14 protein-coding genes are annotated in these 17,383 nt (G+C 65.5%); 3 read left to right on the top strand and 11 right to left on the bottom strand.

What is annotated here, in order from left to right:
* Window positions 1-75 precede the first annotated feature (75 nt).
* The gene (locus JZY91_RS01470) at window positions 76-1,053 is read right to left on the bottom strand and encodes a type VII secretion-associated protein (RefSeq protein ID WP_234948228.1); all 978 of its coding nucleotides are present in this window, start codon (window positions 1,051-1,053) and stop codon (window positions 76-78) included.
* A complete protein-coding gene (gene eccCa / locus JZY91_RS01465) occupies window positions 1,050-4,805 on the bottom strand; it encodes a type VII secretion protein EccCa (RefSeq protein WP_234948227.1) in 3,756 nt (1,251 codons plus the stop codon). Before eccCa ends, JZY91_RS01470 begins: the two co-directional genes overlap by 4 nt.
* Window positions 4,806-4,961: 156 nt before the next feature.
* On the opposite strand from eccCa, the gene eccD reads away from it, so the two are divergent.
* Together eccD and JZY91_RS01455 are read left to right on the top strand one after the other, a co-directional pair.
* Window positions 4,962-6,281: a type VII secretion integral membrane protein EccD gene (eccD, locus tag JZY91_RS01460; protein ID WP_234948226.1), complete on the top strand. Its 1,320-nt coding sequence runs from the start codon at window positions 4,962-4,964 to the stop codon at window positions 6,279-6,281.
* 2 nt (window positions 6,282-6,283) lie between these two features.
* Window positions 6,284-7,489 (top strand): S8 family serine peptidase, encoded by a 1,206-nt coding sequence (locus JZY91_RS01455; protein ID WP_234948225.1) that lies wholly within the window; start codon window positions 6,284-6,286, stop codon window positions 7,487-7,489.
* A 6-nt stretch (window positions 7,490-7,495) separates the two neighbouring features.
* Here the strand turns inward: JZY91_RS01455 and eccB are convergent, their stop codons facing one another.
* Both eccB and JZY91_RS01445 read right to left on the bottom strand, forming a co-directional pair.
* On the bottom strand, window positions 7,496-8,758 hold the full coding sequence (gene eccB, locus JZY91_RS01450) for a type VII secretion protein EccB (RefSeq protein ID WP_370639233.1): 1,263 nt from the start codon (window positions 8,756-8,758) through the stop codon (window positions 7,496-7,498).
* Between the two features lie 61 nt (window positions 8,759-8,819).
* The gene (locus JZY91_RS01445) at window positions 8,820-10,982 is read right to left on the bottom strand and encodes a DUF6541 family protein (RefSeq protein WP_234948223.1); all 2,163 of its coding nucleotides are present in this window, start codon (window positions 10,980-10,982) and stop codon (window positions 8,820-8,822) included.
* Window positions 10,983-11,213: 231 nt separating this feature from the next.
* Here JZY91_RS01445 and JZY91_RS01440 point away from each other — a divergent pair, with 231 nt between their 5' ends.
* Entirely contained in the window at window positions 11,214-12,689 is a 1,476-nt protein-coding gene (locus JZY91_RS01440; protein WP_234948222.1) for an HNH endonuclease signature motif containing protein, read from the top strand.
* 53 nt (window positions 12,690-12,742) lie between these two features.
* Here JZY91_RS01440 and truA read toward each other — a convergent pair whose 3' ends face one another.
* The 7 genes from truA to infA all read right to left on the bottom strand — a co-directional run bounded on the left by truA (window position 12,743) and on the right by infA (window position 17,260).
* Complete coding sequence (gene truA, locus JZY91_RS01435) at window positions 12,743-13,573, bottom strand: tRNA pseudouridine(38-40) synthase TruA (RefSeq protein ID WP_234948221.1); 831 nt, start codon at window positions 13,571-13,573, stop codon at window positions 12,743-12,745.
* Between the two features lie 82 nt (window positions 13,574-13,655).
* Entirely contained in the window at window positions 13,656-14,279 is a 624-nt protein-coding gene (gene rplQ / locus JZY91_RS01430) for a 50S ribosomal protein L17 (protein WP_234948220.1), read from the bottom strand.
* A 51-nt stretch (window positions 14,280-14,330) separates the two neighbouring features.
* Window positions 14,331-15,344 carry a DNA-directed RNA polymerase subunit alpha gene (locus tag JZY91_RS01425; RefSeq protein WP_234948219.1) on the bottom strand — a complete coding sequence of 338 codons (1,014 nt, stop codon included), beginning with the start codon at window positions 15,342-15,344 and terminating at the stop codon, window positions 14,331-14,333.
* Between the two features lie 102 nt (window positions 15,345-15,446).
* Entirely contained in the window at window positions 15,447-16,052 is a 606-nt protein-coding gene (rpsD, locus tag JZY91_RS01420; protein WP_234948218.1) for a 30S ribosomal protein S4, read from the bottom strand.
* Window positions 16,053-16,079: 27 nt separating this feature from the next.
* The gene (rpsK, locus tag JZY91_RS01415) at window positions 16,080-16,481 is read right to left on the bottom strand and encodes a 30S ribosomal protein S11 (RefSeq protein ID WP_234948217.1); all 402 of its coding nucleotides are present in this window, start codon (window positions 16,479-16,481) and stop codon (window positions 16,080-16,082) included.
* A gap of 3 nt (window positions 16,482-16,484) precedes the next feature.
* Window positions 16,485-16,853, bottom strand: a complete 369-nt coding sequence (gene rpsM / locus JZY91_RS01410) for a 30S ribosomal protein S13 (RefSeq protein ID WP_234948216.1) — start codon at window positions 16,851-16,853, stop codon at window positions 16,485-16,487.
* A 188-nt stretch (window positions 16,854-17,041) separates the two neighbouring features.
* Entirely contained in the window at window positions 17,042-17,260 is a 219-nt protein-coding gene (infA, locus tag JZY91_RS01405) for a translation initiation factor IF-1 (RefSeq protein WP_018017508.1), read from the bottom strand.
* Between the last annotated feature and the right edge of the window lie 123 nt (window positions 17,261-17,383).

Below are 17,383 nucleotides of genomic sequence, written 5' to 3'. Positions count from 1 at the left end.
AGCCGGAATGCGTTGAACTGTTCATGTATCTGACGTTGAAAACCCCGCTTCGGTTCCATCCCCGCCGAAACTTTTTTATTGGGCCGCTAAATCCCCAGCTAGCGGGGCATATTCCGCGGAGCGCATCGCCATCTCGCACGTCGCCTGCTGCACCCGCGTAGGCACCCCGCGTGTCTGGCACGCCAGAAAAATCTGGTGCGTGCCGTGCGGCCACGTCTTCCACAGCACCTCGGACCCATCCCCCGGGCGCTCCAGGTACGTCAGCGCAAACCCGTCCGTGGCCACCATCTCCGTTTGCGGATCCGCCTCTACCTCGCGCCGCACGTGCTCCGCCATCGTCTCCGGCGGGAGCGTGAACAGGTCATCGACCGCAATGTGCAAACGAAAATCAGGGACTGGCCCGCTCGCGCGCCACATGTCCCCCTCCCGCTCCAGGGTGAAACCTGCAGGCAGCTCAACCCGCACCCCGTCCCGCTCGTGCACCACGGTCGCCGGGGGCTTTTCGCTTATCGACGTCCGCGTCACACCCGTCAGCGTCTCCACCGGCGCGGTTGTAGTCGCTGTGGTAGCCACAACGGTTGGCGTTTCGCCCGCCGCCTCGGCAACCTCGCGCGCCCCAAACAACGACCGCGCGGTAACCACCACGGCGATCGCGCAGGCCACGGCCACGACGGTGACAGCGATGCCGATAATCCACAGCGCCCGGCGGTCTTCCTCGACCGCATCTGTCGGCCTGTGCAGCCCCAGCGTGTCCGCGGCGCGGGGCAATCCTTCGTCGGCACGCACAGCCTCCCTGAAGTCCCCGGGGTCGGCGAAAGTGAGGGAAACGTCGTAGCCCTTGAGTGCGGCCTCAATCTCCCGGCAGCGCTCCGGCGATGCCGCGAGGTGGACCTCCGCCCCGCCCGGGTGCGGTCCGAAGACGTGGCGGATGTAGGCGGCGATATCGCGTGCGGAAGGCGCGTCGAAGCGGTGCAGGTTTGCAGCCCCGGAGAACACCGTCGCGGTGTCAGTCACCGTGATGCGGAGGGCATCGGCGGTGTCGGCGTGCGTCACAGTGATGCACCCTCTTCGTAGGGCGCGGCCAACTGGACCGTGCCCACCACATCGCCCGCTTGCACCAGCGTCGCGCGGCCCGGCGGCTGAGCGGAGGGGCGCACGCCGAAGAGCGCGCCTTCTTCGCGGGTGCCGTCCAGAAGCAGGACGTCCGGCAGCAGGTCTTTCAGCGCGCCCAGGAATCCGCCGTACAGCGCGCGGGAGACCCCGCCGAACTTGCGGGCGCAGATCACGTGCAGGCCGATATCGCGAGCGTGAGGTATCAACGCCTCCACGTCTCGGAGCACCGGATCCCCCACCAAGTCAATGTCGTCGATGACCAGGTACAGCTCCGGGCCCTTCCACCAGGAGCGTTCCGCGAGCTGCTTCGCCGAGATGTCCGCTCCTGGCAAGCGTGCCGTGAGCGTCGTGCACAGCGCCCGCACGGCGTCAGCGATGGCGCTGGCGGAGGCCGCGTAGAACGCCACCATGTCCTCGTTCGCCCTGCCCAGGTGTGCCCGGCGCGGGTCCAGAATCACCATCCGCGCTTCCTCGCGCGGCATCGCGCCGATCGCCTCGATAGCACATGCAATCACTGTGGATTTGCCGGCACCCGTGGCGCCGATAGCTAGCAGGTGGCCGGAAGCGCATGCGATCGGCTCTAGTCTCGGCCCGCCCACGCCGATTGGGATGGCGGGGCCGTCGAGTTCCCTTTCCAGGAGATCCTGCACCGTGACGTGCGCAGGCAAGACTTTCAGCGCCGGCACCCGCGGCTGCTGCGCCGTCACGCGCGCCACGTGGGCGAGGTCTTGCGCACTCGTTCGGGCGAAGAGCATCACCTTCGCCTCCGGTGTCAGCCCAATCCCGGGGCGCGCGGGCAGGTTGGTTTGGGCAGTGCGGTCGATGAGGGAGTCCAGCGGCTCCGTCAACCCCAGTTCCAACCTGGTGGCCACCAGGTCGCGCACGCCGGTGCGCACCGCACTCCAGCGCTGCGTGGTCAAGACCAGGTGCACGCCTGCTGCCGGGCCCTCGGAGGCGACGCGGGTTAGCGGGTCGCGCAAATCCTCCAGCTTGGAATCGCTGGCCAAAAGCGCGTGCCAGCCGTCCACAATCAGCAGCGTCTCCCGCCTCGGCGCCGATGTCTGCGGTGCGGGTGTGGCGGCTGCGGCGTCGTCGATCAAACCAACCACCTCATCCACCACGCGGCGCACCCGTTCCTCGTCCGCGCGCACCGCTACACCCGCCACGTGCGGCAGCGTCTCCAACTCATGCAGCCCGCCGCTGCCGGCGTCGATGGCATACACCGCCACTTGGTCGGTGGTGTGGGTGAGCGCCAGCGATGCGACCAAAGTCTTCAGCGCCTCGGACTTACCGGTCTGCGGACCACCGGCGATGGCGAGGTGCCCGCCGGAAGCGCCCAGATCGATTACCTGGGTGTCCTGCCGCTGCAGGTACGGCTCATCCACAATGCCGACAGGAATGCGCAGGTGCCCGTAGTCCACACCGCCCGGCTGCAATTCGTGCAGTTCCATCCGATCCGGCAGCGGCGGCAACCACACTTGGTGCGCCTGCATCCCGGCATGCTGGGCAAGCGCGCGGGTTCGGGCGACCACAGCGTCCACGACGGTGGTGGAGGGGTCGGTGGTGATGGTCTCGGCGTCGTCGGCAAGCATCTGCTCCTCCCACTCCCGCTCGGAGGCGTCCCAGCCGGTGAAGGGGCGTACCTCCACGTGTTCGGCTGCGCGGTGCTGCACCACCCGGCGTGTGAGCGGCCCGGAAACGTAGGCGGCGCGGAACCGGACCAGCTCCGGCGAGGCGGCCTTGAGGTAGCCGGAACCTGGTTCGCTGGGCAGCTCGTACGCATCTGGCACGCCCAGGACTTGGCGGGATTCGCCCGCAGAGAAGGTTTTCAAGCCGATGCGGTAGGACAGGTGCGAGTCCAACCCGCGGAGCTTGCCTTCCTCCAGGCGTTGGGAGGCCAGCAATAGGTGCACGCCCAGCGATCGCCCCAGCCTGCCGATGGCCACGAACAGCTCCGCAAAGTGCGGGTGCTGGGTGAGTAGCTCGGAGAACTCATCCACCACAACTACAAGCGCAGGCAGCGGGTCAAGCGGCGTGCCCTCCGATCCCGCAGCACCTGCAAGGCGTGCCGCGGTGTAGTCGGTGATGTTGGCGTAGTTGCCGGCTTTCCGCAGGAGCTCTTGACGACGGTGCATTTCACCCGACAGCGCGTCATACATGCGCTCCACCAGCACCGCCTCATCCTCGAGGTTGGTAATCACGGCGGAGGTGTGCGGCAGCCCTTCACAGCCGAGGAAGGTCGCGCCTCCCTTGAAATCCACGAGCACCAGGTTGAGCTCATCCGGCGAGTGCGTGGCCGCCAGGGCGATGACCAGCGTGCGAAGCAGCTCACTCTTTCCGGACCCCGTTGCGCCGATGCAGAGCCCGTGCGGGCCGGCACCGCCGTGGGCGGCTTCCTTGATGTCCAGAAACACCGCGCGACCTTCCGGGGTTGCGCCGATGGGCACTGTGAGCCGCTGCCGCGTGCCTTCGCGGCCTGGCCACATCGCCGCCACATCGGCATCGGTCACATCCATGTCCCCCAGCTCGCCGTGACTCTCCCCCAGGCGGTCCAAGCCCAGCATGGCCAGCACGTCCGCGCCCTTCTCTTTCGTCGCCCCCTCCGGGCGGCGGTAGAACGCCAGCCGCCGCGCAACCAGCGCGGCCTCAGCATCGCTGAACGCGTCCGGCGCGCCGAGGCGTTCTGGGCCTGTGGCGGTCAGCGCCGTGACGGCATCGGTGCAGATGAGGTGCAGCGCGTCTTCATCCACGTAGAAGTCCGGATCCGGGTGGAACGTGATCACGCAATCGCACTCGTCCGGGCTCAAGCTCGGCGCAAGGTCCGCCCCGGCATGGGAGGCGCGGGCGGGGTGGAACGTGGCATCGATAAACGCCACCCGAAACGCACCGTCTTCCGGTGCCTTCGCGTGCGGCAGCCACTTCGCCCACGCGAAACCGGTCCGGGTCGTGTCAACGCCCACCAGCTCCGGGCCGTGGAAGACGGCCAGCTGGCACAGCATCGACCGCGCCACTGCTTCCGCCGTCGGACCGGCAAGTGTGACAGATCCGAATGCGGCAAGCTGCACCACAATCGGCATCGCCGGCACAGCGCTCGCCGTGGCCACCGTGCGCCGCAGGCTCACGGCGCACACGGGGTCCAAGTCCTCGGGCGAACCCGGGTCATCCACATCGATCGGTGTGCACAACGCGGCAGTGCCCGTGCCCACCCTCACCTGGAGTGCTTCCGGCGACGTATCCAGTCGCTCCCACACGCGGACGGTGGGCAGGCTCAGCGCCAACTCGGCCGGCGCGGGGTGCAGGTACGTCATGTGCGTGCGCTGGGCATCGCCGTTTGCTCGAGCGCGGACCGCTAACGCGTCAAGGTGCCGCAGGTACACCCGGCGCGTTTCGTCGATATCGCCCTGCCCTTCTGAAGGATTGAACATGGCGATCATGCCCACCAGCATCATGAGCGGGAACATCAGCATCATCGGGCTCACGCCGCGCCCGGAGAGGGCCATGAGCGCCATCACCGCACCGATGGCCACCACCATGATCACGGGGATAAGCACCCGGATGAGCGGGATGGGTTGATCTTTCTGCGCCGGCGGAACCGGTTCCGCGCGCAACGTTCCCGCAGGTAGCGGCGGTACGTCGTCGGTGCCCACCACTGCAGCGGGCGCAATAACTGGATTGTGGTCGAGGCCGAGCATGAGCAACTTCCCCCGGTTGAGATGCCTTCCGCAGATGCCGGCTCCCCCGAGCCGGACCCCCAATCTGTGGACGTGGCGGATACTCTACGCCATACTCTGAACCACCGCGCGGTACATGGGGGTTACCGCGCACTATGTGCCCTGGGGGGATTCAACTTGGTTGCCACATCGGCGTACCACGTTGTGCGCGTCACCGTCCGCGTCAGCGTGGTCACTCTACATCGCGACATCGATGTCACATTGCCCACATCATCCACACTCGCCGAGGTTCTGCCGGAACTCGCGCGTCTCATCGACATTCCAGAGATCCACCGGCCCTGGGTGGCATCCACCGCCGCCGGCATGCCGCTGGACATGCATACGCCGTTGCACAGGCTCAAGCTTGCCGACGGCAGCATAATCACCCTCTCCCCCGTGGAGCAGCCGGAACCGCCGGTTGTGCGTGAGGCCGCAGAATCGCTGCGGGCGGTCGCCGGCACCGCCGGCGAGGTACGCGGCGTGGATACGGCCGCCGGCATTGTCGGCGCCGCAGGTATTGGAGTTGTGGCGTATGCGCTCGCCCCGCTACCTGTTGCCTTGACCGTCAGCGGCTTGAGCTTGGTGGTGTTGGCAGCGCTCAGCCGCTCCACCCAGCTCTTCGCGCCGGCTCCGTTTGCGCTGGGAGCCGCGGCAGGCACGTGGGTCGCCGGGCCACCGAGTGCGTGGATCAGCGCCGTCGACCCCGCCCTCGGTGCGCTGGCGGGCGTACTCACCGCCGCCGCCGGGGTGGGGGCGGGCGCCATGCTCGGCCTCGCGACACCCGCGACGGTGACGTTTGTGTTGACGTCATGCGTCACCGCGGGTGTCTCCGCCTTGGGTGCCTGGCTGCCGGCCACCACCGCACCGGCGGCGCTCGCCGCGTTAGCGAGCATCCTCGTGGTCATGGCCACCCCGGGTGCCGCAACGCGGGCTGCCGGACTCCAAGTCCCGCGCATCCCCACTGCCGGGGAGGACTTTGACACTGCCGACGGATACCAAATGGATGTGGACGCACGCAGCGTACGCGCTGTAGCTATCGCCGGCTCGATGTCGCTCGCCGCCGCGGCGTGCACCATTCCGGCGTTGACTGCGCTGGGTTGGCACGCCGACGCTTGGGTAGCCGTGTTCGGCCTGTGCACTGCGGGCGCGTTCGGTTTGCATGCCCTCCGGCAGCATTACCCCACTGCCCGCGCGGCGCTGGCCGCAGCCGCGTTGGCGGCGGTGATCTGCGCAGCAGTTGCTACCGCGCGCACTTCGGCATCGCACCCGGCCCTTATCGCCGTCGCAACGCTCGGCGCAACGGCCGCAGCAGCAGCCCCGCTGTGGGCGCCGCGCTTGAGCGAGCTCGAGCCAACCACCGTCGTGTGGTTTGAGCGAGCGGAGATGGCTGCGATTATCGCTGTCATCCCGCTCGCCGTGCATCTAACCGGCCTCTTCGCGCTGATCAGGGGGCTGTAACCATGCGTACGTACCGCCTTGCCGCCCTGACTAGCGCCCTGACCAGCGCGCTGAGTGTCCTCTCTTTCGCAGCCGTCCCGCTGCCGTACGCACACGCGCAGGATTACGCCTGCGCCGTGCCCGCGCACATCGGAGTGGAGGAGCTTCCGCCCGCGGATCCCTCCCTTGCCCTGCTGCGCCAGTTCGCCACCGGTGCTGGTGTGCGCGTGGCGGTGATTGATACCGGGATCGCTCCCACCGCAGAGCTGGACCAAGTGATTCCTGGTCACGACTTCATCGACCCGTGGGCACCAGCCACCCACCTGGATTGCGATAGTCACGGCACCGTGGTCGCCGGCATCATCGCCGGCACGTCCCGCGGCATCGCACCGGACGCGGAGATCCTGAACATCCGCCAGTCCTCCGCTTACTACCGCACTCCGCTCGAGGGAGGCGAGGAGGCACCTGGGGCTGGGAGCCTGCAGACGCTTACCGACGCTATCCATCACGCCCTCGACGAACACGCCAGCGTGATCAACATTTCCGTCGTCTCATGCATCCCGCAGAGCGTAGCGGCGCGTTTAGATACCAGCGGCATCGAGCACGCGCTGGCGCGCGCAGAAGCGGAGGGTGCGGTCGTCGTCGCAGCTGCGGGCAACGCCAGCCCCAAGTGCGAGCAGGGCTACGCGGTGATCCCCGCGCACTCCCCGACGGTGATCGCAGTCGGTGCCCTTGATGCGGACTACGGGCTCGCCGACTACTCCATCATCGCGCCCTCCGGGGCCGTCGCCGCGCCCGGTTTCGTCGAGGTGGCACTTGCTTCCGACGGCAGCGGGTGGGCCACCGGCACTTGGGCGACAGAAGGTTTGCGCCCATATACGGGCACCAGCTTCGCCGCGCCGGTGGTCAGCGGCGCCATAGCGCTGCTGCGGGAGCGCTACCCGTACCTCACGCCCGCGCAGATCCGGGACATGGTGTGGGCGGCCGCAGAGCCGAATTGGGGCGCGATTGATCCGCTGGTACTGCTCAGCATGCTGCCGCCCCCGCCTGAACCTGCGCCTGAATTCGAGTACCAGCCGGTTGTCATCGAGCCGGCGGAACACCCCGTCCACCATTCTTCGCGGCGGTGGTCACGGATGGTGCTCGCGCTAGTGTTCCTCTCCGTTGCGGGCATCTGCGCACCGCGGGCGCGCGAAGCAACCTACGCCCAGTACGGGATTTACGTCTAGCGCCGTCTAGTACAGCGCCGCGAGCGCCGCCCGGCGCGTGAGCTCTGCACCTTCTGGGAGCAGTTTCAGGATTGCCCACGGCACATCATCAGTGCGGTGGGCACCGATCATTTCCAGGGTCTCGCGCTCCGGCACTGCGTGGCGCAAACCGGCTGCTCCCACCACGTGCAATCCGCGTCCGGTGTCCACCGCAACCGCACCGGCGGCGGGGCCAACGAACCGTGTGGCCACGGCGTCGCCGGACAGTTCCGCGCTTCCTTCCAGCGCCTCCGCAATGCTCCACGTTGCCGCCGCTGCGCCGCCCACGGCGCAAATCGCTGCCTCATCAGGGTCAATCCACTCGGGCGAACGCTGTGGCAGCCGCAATTCCGCTTGGTCCGTGGCGTCGGCGAAAGCGGCGAGGCCGGGGCGGGGAACTTCTGTGGCTGGGGAGCCTGCGTCGATAAGCAATTGCCCCTGGAACGGCGTGACCTCCTTGATGCCGCCAACGGCATCAAGCGCCCACGCGCCGGTGTCGGTAAGCAGGACTTCCGGGAGCGGCGACGGGAAAGTGTACGGCGGGAGCTCCGGGATTGCCGCGAGGACTTGGGCTGGCGGTGCCCACCGTGGCGTGCGGGTGTCGATGTGCAGCGCGCGCCGCAGGATCCTCCCGCTGGCGGAATCGCTCCCTGGAAGCTCGGTGCGGCCCTCCGCGGTGACCACCCAGTCGCGGCCATCGGCGGTGGCAAGCACCGCTTGCTTTTCGACGATTGCCTCCGGCGCAGCGCCAGCACGCACCACCACCTCGCTTTCTGCGGTGCAGACGGACCACGTGTCTGCATCCGGAGGGATGAGCTCAGTGCCATGGCCTGGGGCGAAAAGCGACGGTGCGGACACGATGCCGACGGGAACGCCGCGGATAGTTTTCGACAACGCCTCGTCACCGATGCGCTGTGGCTCCGCATCAGTGCCCGCGACAAGACGCGCCGAAGTCAGGTTGGTCACCGGGTGGACCACGTCGTCTACTCGCACGTAGAGCTCCCCGTCCGAGGCCCGCAAGATGGGCGCGTCGAGCGGGTCCGGGTTGGGGCGCATCCAGGCGAACAGCCCCATGACGGCGGCGACCATCACCACGGCGACCATGCCGAAGACCATCGCCCGGCGGCGGGTGGCCAGCGGATCGTGGATCATGCGCACATCGCCGAAAATCAGTCCGTGCTCAACTCGCCGGCGCATGAAACGGTGGCCGGATACCTGCACTTTTGTTGTGGGCTGCAGACGCTTCCCCATCGTGGTCCCCCCAGATGTCTATGTGAATGGCCCCGATTCCCCCGAACCGGGCTCACCCACCTTAGCCCGCCGCGGCGCTCTCCGCCGGGCGGGGACTATCCAGCGGCTCCGAGCCGTGCTCTAGCGCATCCTGCTGCAGTGCTTCCAGCTCCGCTGCGGTGAACTCCTCGTTCACTGCGAAGATGACGACCTGCCCCTTGCGGTACACCGGCGTGGTACCCTCCGCGGTCCACATGCCGGTGTCCAGCTTGTTCAGCGGGTGCTGCCAGTACCAGAAAGATCCGGGGCTGGTGATGTAGAACTTCACTTTGAGACCCGCCAGCGCGCGGTCAATCGCATTCGCCGCCCCTGGCGCACCCCGCAGGCCCTCACCGGCCGAGTCAGACTCGTACACGCCGAGCGCCGTGTCCGCACCGCTGCCACCAGCGGGCCACAGGTAGTGGCGCGAAACAGTGGGCACTCCGGTGACCGCATAGAGCCACGAGTGGCCGTCCGCCGGATCGCCCAACGTCGTGCCTTCGAACGCCGCGGGCTGTGACGCAAGCCAGGCGAACGCCGCGAGGTCATCGTCGTTGACCATTCGGCCGTCCTCACGCGGGGCGACGTATGCCCGCTGAGCTCCCTCGATGACAGCCGCATGCAGCTGCGGTGCCGCTACTGCGCCGATACCGGCAGCCAGCGCGACGGACGCAGCCGTGGTAGCCGCCGTCCAGGCCGTGGAGGTCTTGCGCGCCGCAAGTGGCGCGAGGGTGATCAGGCGTAGTGCAGCGGCGACACCGATCGCTGCCGCGGCAACTACGCACATAGCCACCGGCAAAATCAGGCGGTGCGGGGTGTTGTAATGCACGTTGCCGATCATGGCCAGCGCGCGCCCCACCCAACCGTCCAGTGGCTGGGTCGAATTCGCGGCGGCAGCGAGGCTGACAAGGTAGAACAGCACCGGCCACACTTGCCCACGGAAGAACACCAAGACTAGAGCTCCGGCGAGGGCAAGCCACAGCGCGATGGTGGGGTCAAAATTCGGGAAGAACTCGCTGACATGGCGGGTGTCCATGAAAAACGAGCTAGCCCATGCATCAGTTTTTGCGGCTGCCTCTGACGCCTCCCAGCCGGAGACTTCTTCCGCCTGCTCCGAACCGGCGAAGATCTGGGGCAGGAAAGCCAGTGTGCCACCGATTGCGGGCAACCCAATCCACAGCGTGTCCACAAGACGGGAGCGCACAGGCCGCACCAGGGTGGAGGTGAGCCAGCTCAAGGCCACGCACAGCACCACCACTGTCACCGCGGAAGGATGCGCGGTGAGCACGCCAAGGAAACCAAGGGCCGCTGGCAGCGCCCCAGCAGGCGTTCGAGGCGTGGCGACGAACTGCCAGACCACAATGCCAGTAAGCGACATTGCGAATAGGTAGGGCCACATGCCCACGTAATCCGGGATCCAGGCAACCTGTGGCACGGCATAGATTGCCGCCGCCGCAAACGCCGCGGCAATCTGCGCGGTCACACCAGTTGAGCGCATGAACGCGAACACCAGGCACGCCATGGTCAGCGGCAGCGCCACCCCGGGCAAAACCGCCTGCGCGATATTGAGTGCCGGGATGGGGTCCAACCCAGCTGCCTCTCCGAAAAGCGCAATGCCTGCGTGGTACGCGGACGGGTACAACAACTGCGTGTGGGTCTCAATGTTCTGCAGCTCGCCCATCCGTGTTGGGGATGCGACACCAGTATCCATGATGAAGCGCACCAGGTTCGCATGCCACTGCACATCCCAGCCTTGGACGATGTTGTATGTGCCGTGCGGGGCACGCACAAGCCAGCCAAGCCTGTCCGCAACGAGCATCCACGAACCCGCCACCACTCCCAGTGCCGGCAGGATCCAAGAAAGCTCTGGAGTGAAGCCACGACGCCACCAAGGCTTCGCGACGTACTCCTCTAGCTCCGCCCCACTAACCTTCGGCGGCGCGGTCCACGCTGGTCGTTTTACCAGCAGGTAGCGCCAAAGAACCGCCGCGCCGATCGCAAGCGCCACGCTCACCCCGTATGTCCACAGGTTGAACGGCGCGGACGTGAGACCCCACATCCACGCGCTCATGCCGATGACACCAAACGTCACCGGCAGCGCCGCCGCAGCAGCAGCCGGCACTCTCAACCCAGACACCAAGGCGACAAGGAATCCGGGGATGAGGAAGAACGCGACCGCGAAGCAGGCAGCTGCCGCTGTTGTCATCCGTTCCTCCTTTTGCAACCCGGCTGGGTCATCCATCGCATTCTATTCCCCCGCCGCGCCACCTCGCGGTTGGCACTGCGTGCCGACGCCATTTTTCCGCCGCGCGGAAAGTTCTGCCGCGCGGAAACTCCGGCGCACCCTCCATCGAACACATGTTCCCATGCCGAAATTTTGAGGTGGGCCGCCTGTCCTAATGTTCCATCCAAGCGCCGACTACCGAGAGGAAAGCCCATGTACACAACCGAATTGGAACAATTTGGCCGGCTACCAGCTGATGTCCCAGCCGCGTTTTTTCGCGCCGCGATGGTGTCCAACGCCAACGAGATCGTGTACTCGATTCGCCTCCATCACGAATCCACCAATAGCGCGAAGGCGATGCTGCTACTGGACATCGCGCGTTTCGACGAGTTGGAGCTCGCCGGCCATTTCGGCGCCCGCAGTACCGCGCGCTGGCTTGAGCGCGAGCTGGGCTACCCCACTTCCACTGCATACGAGTACGTTTCCGTCGCACGCAGGCTGAAGAACTTTCCCCTGCTTATCGACATTTTCCGCGAGGGTGCTATCGAATACACCGTTGTCCGCTTCCTAGTGCGGTTCATGACGCCCGAGAACGAACGTGAGCTGGTGGACCTCGCCCGCCGCCTTCCCTTCCCTGAACTTCAGAAGGCCCTGGCGGGACTAGAGGACCAGGATCAAAAGGATAAGGACCCGGACGAACCGTATTTCAAACTCAATGAGCGCCGCGACGGCATGCTGCACGGGGAGTTTCTCTTGCCTGCTGTTTCCGGCGAGTTTCTGCGGGCAGCCTTGAAGATTGCGGAACTGATCGGCAACGGCCAAGGGGGCCTTAGCGCCGACAACATGGCCAAGCTGCTCAAACAGATGGGCGGGGACGAGGAAGATGAGGAGTCCAGCGACGAAAACGTCACGGATCCAGTGGAGCCAATCGCCCCTGACCTGGGAGAAGAACTCACCTTAGAGGAGCTCGAGGCTACCGACGATTGGGGCAGCTTTGGCGACGAGGCCGATTTCGCGCTGCTGGAACCGTTCGGTGACCCGGTGGAGGAGGTCTATCCCGCTGAGCAGACCCGCGAGCCGCGGAAGGACACCAAGCTCACCGCAGACAAGGTTCTGCGGGTGCCCAGCCGCTTCGGCCCGCCGGTAAAAGAGAACCTCTACCCCGCATTTCTCACCATGATTAGCATGGTCCGGTCTCTGCCCATCAGCGCCGTACGCGCCCCGGGGGCTCAGGTGACCTTCATGATTACGGAGGACGGCCGGTCCTGGATGCCCGAGAATCCCCAAATCCCGTCCCGCGCTCTGGCAACCTACGTCAACGACGCGATTGCGCGCTGCCACTTGCTGAGCAAGTCGGGTTTGACCATGCACTACGGAAGGGAGCGTCGATTAGCATCAGACGCCCAGGTCAACGCATTGCTGGACGTGTGGGGGCGGCAGTGCGCGATGCCGGGGTGCACGCACTCCCGCTATATCGAGATTCACCACCTGCGCGAATGGGCCGACGGCGGTGCGACCGACATCGAAAATCTCATCCCGCTCTGCTCGAGCTGCCACTCACTGGTCAGTCACGGGAGCGCGACGATCGATGTCAACGGCCCGATGCTTGAATTCAGTTTCTCCAACGGATCCCGCTTCCGCTCGCTGAACCGCAGCCTCCCGGAGGTGGTGTTCACGCCCCAGGTATGACACCAGATTTTCCGCCGCGCAGCACTTTCCGCCGCGCAGAACTTTCCACCCGCCTACAGAGTGCGCCGGTCGCGAGTGATATCCACTCGGGCGGCAAGGTCTTCGTCGCGGGGGTAGGAAACGTCGGTAAGCGTCAAGCCCTTCGCGGGAGCGAGCCGGACCTCAGGGTCCCGCGCGTCCTTCCCCAGCAGGCCCGTGACCCAATCCAGGTCGCGGCTGCCCTCCCCCACTGTCAAACAGGCGGCGGTCAGGGCGCGGACCATGTTCCAGCAGAAGGCGTCGGCGGTAATGCGCGCCTCGTACAGCGACAGCTCATGCGCGGTGGAGACATCGTGCCAGGTAAACGCTTGCACGTCCCGGATCGTGGTCGCGTGCTCCCGCGGTTTGCAGAAGGCTGCGAAGTCCTTCAATCCGACAAGGATGTCCGCCGCCGCCTGCGCTCGGTCCAACTCGATCGGCTTGCCCCACACTGCGGTGTCCCGCGAGCGCGTCGGCAGTGCGCCAGCCGGGTTGGTGGTCACCCGATAGGTGTAGGAGCGAGTGAGGGCGGCAAAGCGGGCGTCGAAAAGCGGGTGTGCCTCCCGCACGGCGAAGACCCGCACGTCTTCGGGGAGGAGCTTTGCTAATCGACGCTCAAGTTGCGCCGGATCGCCGCCGAGCGAGCGCTGATCCAGGCTCTCAGCTGGGATGTCGGCGTGGGCTACTTGGCGGGAGGCGTGAACACCGGCGTCGGTACGCCCGGCGACGGTGAGCGTGATGGGCGTGCGTAACACGAGGGTGAGCGCGTCCTCGATCGTGGCCTGGACGGTACGCACGTCGCCTTTTTGGCGGGCCCAGCCGTGGAAGTCGGTGCCGTCGTAGGCGATGTCCAGGCGGATGCGCATGGGTTCACGCTAGCACCGCAAACGCGAAAACCGGCACCCGGATTGCTCCGGGTGCCGGCCTAGCGTCAAGGCAAGCAGTGAACTACTTCTGCTGCTCCTGCTCCGGGGTCTCCGGCTCAGCAGCCTGAGCCTCGACAGCGGCCTCGTCGGAAGCCTGGGCAGCCTCGGCCTCAGCGGACTGCTTGGCCTCAGCGACCTCCTCCGCTACAGCCTCGTTCTGCTCCACAGCCGGCTCGTCGGTTGCCGGCTCCTCAGCAGCCGGTGCCTCAGCAGCCGGGGCAGCCTGAGCTGCCTGAGCCTCGCGGGATGCGGCAGCGCGTGCGGTGCGGGTAGCGGCCGTGGAGACGAGCTCCTCGGTCACCAGGGAAATGTGCACCATCGGTGCGTTGTCGCCGGCGCGGTTCTCCAGCTTGATGGAGCGGGTGTAGCCACCCTCGCGGCCCTCGAACTTCGGAGCAAGTTCGTTGAACAGGTATGCAACAACGTCCTTGTTCGGCAGCTCAGCGGCGACAGCGCGACGGTCAGCCAGCGTGCCGCGCTTTGCCTTGGTGATCAGCTTCTCGGCGTACGGGCGAAGCATCTTCGCCTTAGCCTCGGTGGTCTTGATAGCGCCGTGCTCGAAGAGGGACTGCGCCTGGTTAGCCAGGATGTGCTCCTGGTGCTTGGCGGACCCTCCGAGACGGGCACCCTTCTTAGGGGTAGGCATTTAAGTACTCCTCGTGTGCAATTAGTGAGCGCGAGCTCGAAGATGAAATTTCTACTCGGTGTCTTCCGCGCTGGTGTCGAGGTAGTCGCCGGTCTCGGCATCGTAGCCCTCGATCTGGGTCGGGTCGAAATCTTCCGGTGCGTCCTTCAGCGTCAGTCCGAGGCTGGCAAGCTTGATCTTGACCTCGTTGATGGACTTCTGGCCGAAGTTGCGGATGTCCAGCAGGTCAGACTCGGTGTACTCAGCGAGCTCACCGACAGTGCTGATCTCCTGGCGCTTCAGGCAGTTGTAGGAGCGCACAGAGAAGTTCAGGTCCTCGATGGGCAGGTTGTAGGCAGCGATGTACTCCGTCTCCTGCGGGGACGGGCCAATCTCAATGCCCTCGGCTGCGGTGTTGAGCTCGCGTGCCAGTCCGAACAGCTCCACCAGGGTGGAACCTGCGGAAGCCAGTGCATCGCGGGCGCTCATGGAGTTCTTGGTCTCCACGTCGATGATCAGCTTGTCAAAGTCGGTGCGCTGCTCAACACGAGTTGCCTCAACCTTGTAGGCAACACGGGTTACCGGGGAGTAAATCTGGTCGACCGGGATGCGGCCAACCTCGCCACCGGAGTTGGGCATGGCCGGGACGTAGCCGCGGCCGCGCTCGACAACAAGCTCCATCTCGAGGCGAGCCTGCTCGTTCAGAGACGCGATGTGCAGATCCGGGTTGTGAATCTCCACACCAGCCGGCGGCTCAATGTCGCCAGCGGTCACGTCGCCCGGGCCCTCAACGGACAGGTACATGACAACCGGCTCGTCAGAGTCGGAGGACAGCACCAGGTCCTTCACGTTGAGCACGATCTCAGAGACGTTCTCCTTGATGCCGTTGATCGTAGTGAACTCGTGGAGCACACCGTCGATCTTGATGGAGGTCACAGCTGCGCCCGGAATGGAGGACAGCAGCGTGCGGCGCAGGGAGTTGCCGAGGGTGTAGCCGAAACCAGGCTCGAGCGGCTCGATGACGAACTTCGAACGGTTGGTATCGATGTATTCCTCAGTCAGTTGCGGACGCTGAGAGATGAGCATGGAACTTCTCCTTCATCGGCACCCACTATTTGATGCCGGTAGGAACGGGTATGTGGAAGATAACGCGCAGAGACCCACGCGCGGGTGAAGTAAGGGAAAAGCTTACTTCGAGTAGAGCTCGACGATGAGCTGCTCCTGCAGCGGAACGTCGATCTGAGCGCGCTCGGGCAGCTGGTGCACGAGGATGCGCAGGGTGTCCGGGACGACCTGGAGCCAAGCCGGCACGACAGCGTCGAGCAGGTTGTCCTGAGCCTCTTCGAACCACAGCATCGAGCGGGACTTGTCGCGCACGTCGATGATGTCGTACTGGGAGACCTTGAAGGACGGCACGTCGATCGCCTTGCCGTTCACGGTGAAGTGGCCGTGGGAAACCAGCTGGCGTGCCTGGCGGCGGGTGCGAGCCAGACCAGCGCGGTACACCACGTTGTCCAGGCGGGACTCAAGCAGCACGAGCAGGTTGTCGCCGGTCTTGCCCGGGAGGCGGTTAGCCTCCTCGTAGTAGCGGCGGAACTGCTTCTCCATCACGCCGTAGGTGAAGCGAGCCTTCTGCTTCTCCTGCAGCTGGAGCAGGTACTCAGACTCCTTGATGCGAGCGCGGCCAGCCTGCCCCGGGGGGTACGGGCGGCGCTCGAAGGACATGTCGCCGCCGACAAGGTCGACGCGGAGGCGACGGGACTTACGGGTAGCAGGGCCGGTGTAACGAGCCATGTGAAGTTACCTCTTTTCCTTTCTGCCTTAAACGCGACGACGCTTCGGCGGACGGCAACCGTTGAACGGCTGCGGCGTCACGTCGGAGATCGAGGACACCTCCAGGCCAGCAGCCTGGAGAGAACGGATAGCGGTCTCGCGGCCGGAGCCCGGACCCTTGACAAAAACGTCAACCTTCTTCATGCCGTGCTCCATTGCCTTGCGGGCAGCGTTCTCAGCAGCCATCTGCGCAGCGAACGGAGTGGACTTGCGGGAGCCCTTGAAGCCGACGTGGCCGGAGGACGCCCAGGAGATCACAGCACCGGACGGGTCCGTGATGGACACGATGGTGTTGTTGAAGGTGGACTTGATGTATGCGTGGCCGGCGGCCACATTCTTCTTTACGACGCGACGTCCACGACGCGCGCCAGCACGAGTCTTAGGAGGCATGTGTTACTTCTTCTTTCCTGCGATGGTCTTCTTCGGGCCCTTGCGGGTACGCGCGTTGGTCTTCGTGCGCTGGCCGCGAACCGGCAGGCCGCGGCGGTGGCGCAGACCCTGGTAGGAGCCGATCTCAATCTTGCGGCGGATGTCAGCCTGAACCTCGCGGCGCAGGTCGCCCTCCACGGTGTAGGAGGACTCGATGGCATCACGCAGTGCGGCGAGCTGGTCGTCGCTCAAGTTGTCCGTGCGCAGGTCAGGAGAAATGCCCGTCTTCTCGAGCAGTTCCTTGGCTCGGGTCGGGCCGATGCCGTAGATGTAGGTCAGTGCGATCTCCATGCGCTTGTTGCGCGGCAGATCAACACCAGCAAGACGTGCCATGTGGCTACGTTCCTTTCGGGTTGTTACGGTGGTTTTCTCCCCACCCGTCCACGCCAAGCAACACTTTGTCCGGGCCGTGCCGGAGGATGGGTTGTGGTTTCGCGCGGCTCTGGCCACCGTGGCCGGAGGTAAACGACGTTTGCCGGTGCCATGCACGGCGCACGTCTGGGTAAGGAGGCGAAAAACTCTTACTTGTAGCGGTAAGTAATACGCCCGCGGTCCAGGTCATACGGGGAAAGCTCCACGATGACGCGGTCCTCCGGGAGGATGCGGATGTAGTGCTGGCGCATCTTGCCACTGATGTGGGCCAGAACCTCGTGCCCGTTGTCCAACTCGACACGGAACATCGCGTTCTTCAAGGGCTCGACGATTCGGCCCTCAACCTCGATTGCGCCTTCTTTTGCCATACACTCCACTTCCTACAGCACCCACACGTTTGCGCAGGTACTTTCGTGATTTCCTTGCTTGCTACCAGGTGTTTTCGCGGCACCAAGCGGTACCGGTTTCACACCAAAGAGCGACTATAGCCA

Origin of the sequence: Corynebacterium sp. CNCTC7651, assembly GCF_021496665.1 — a bacterium.
In the GTDB taxonomy this organism is placed as follows: domain Bacteria; phylum Actinomycetota; class Actinomycetes; order Mycobacteriales; family Mycobacteriaceae; genus Corynebacterium.
Note: the sequence above shows the minus strand (reverse complement) of the source record. Positions and strands in the feature narration are given on the sequence as shown.

Bases quoted from the DNA above. Each gene is read 5' to 3' on its own strand.
- JZY91_RS01425 (WP_234948219.1), bottom strand. From the start codon at position 15,344: ATGCTCATCTCTCAGCGTCCGCAACTGACTGAGGAATACATCGATACC.
- eccCa (WP_234948227.1), bottom strand. From the start codon at position 4,805: ATGCTCGGCCTCGACCACAATCCAGTTATTGCGCCCGCTGCAGTGGTG.
- rplQ (WP_234948220.1), bottom strand. From the start codon at position 14,279: ATGCCTACCCCTAAGAAGGGTGCCCGTCTCGGAGGGTCCGCCAAGCAC.
- rpsK (WP_234948217.1), bottom strand. From the start codon at position 16,481: ATGCCTCCTAAGACTCGTGCTGGCGCGCGTCGTGGACGTCGCGTCGTA.
- JZY91_RS01440 (WP_234948222.1), top strand. From the start codon at position 11,214: ATGTACACAACCGAATTGGAACAATTTGGCCGGCTACCAGCTGATGTC.
- rpsD (WP_234948218.1), bottom strand. From the start codon at position 16,052: ATGGCTCGTTACACCGGCCCTGCTACCCGTAAGTCCCGTCGCCTCCGC.
- JZY91_RS01445 (WP_234948223.1), bottom strand. From the start codon at position 10,982: ATGACAACAGCGGCAGCTGCCTGCTTCGCGGTCGCGTTCTTCCTCATC.
- rpsM (WP_234948216.1), bottom strand. From the start codon at position 16,853: ATGGCACGTCTTGCTGGTGTTGATCTGCCGCGCAACAAGCGCATGGAG.
- eccB (WP_370639233.1), bottom strand. From the start codon at position 8,758: ATGGGGAAGCGTCTGCAGCCCACAACAAAAGTGCAGGTATCCGGCCAC.
- infA (WP_018017508.1), bottom strand. From the start codon at position 17,260: ATGGCAAAAGAAGGCGCAATCGAGGTTGAGGGCCGAATCGTCGAGCCC.
- JZY91_RS01455 (WP_234948225.1), top strand. From the start codon at position 6,284: ATGCGTACGTACCGCCTTGCCGCCCTGACTAGCGCCCTGACCAGCGCG.
- truA (WP_234948221.1), bottom strand. From the start codon at position 13,573: ATGCGCATCCGCCTGGACATCGCCTACGACGGCACCGACTTCCACGGC.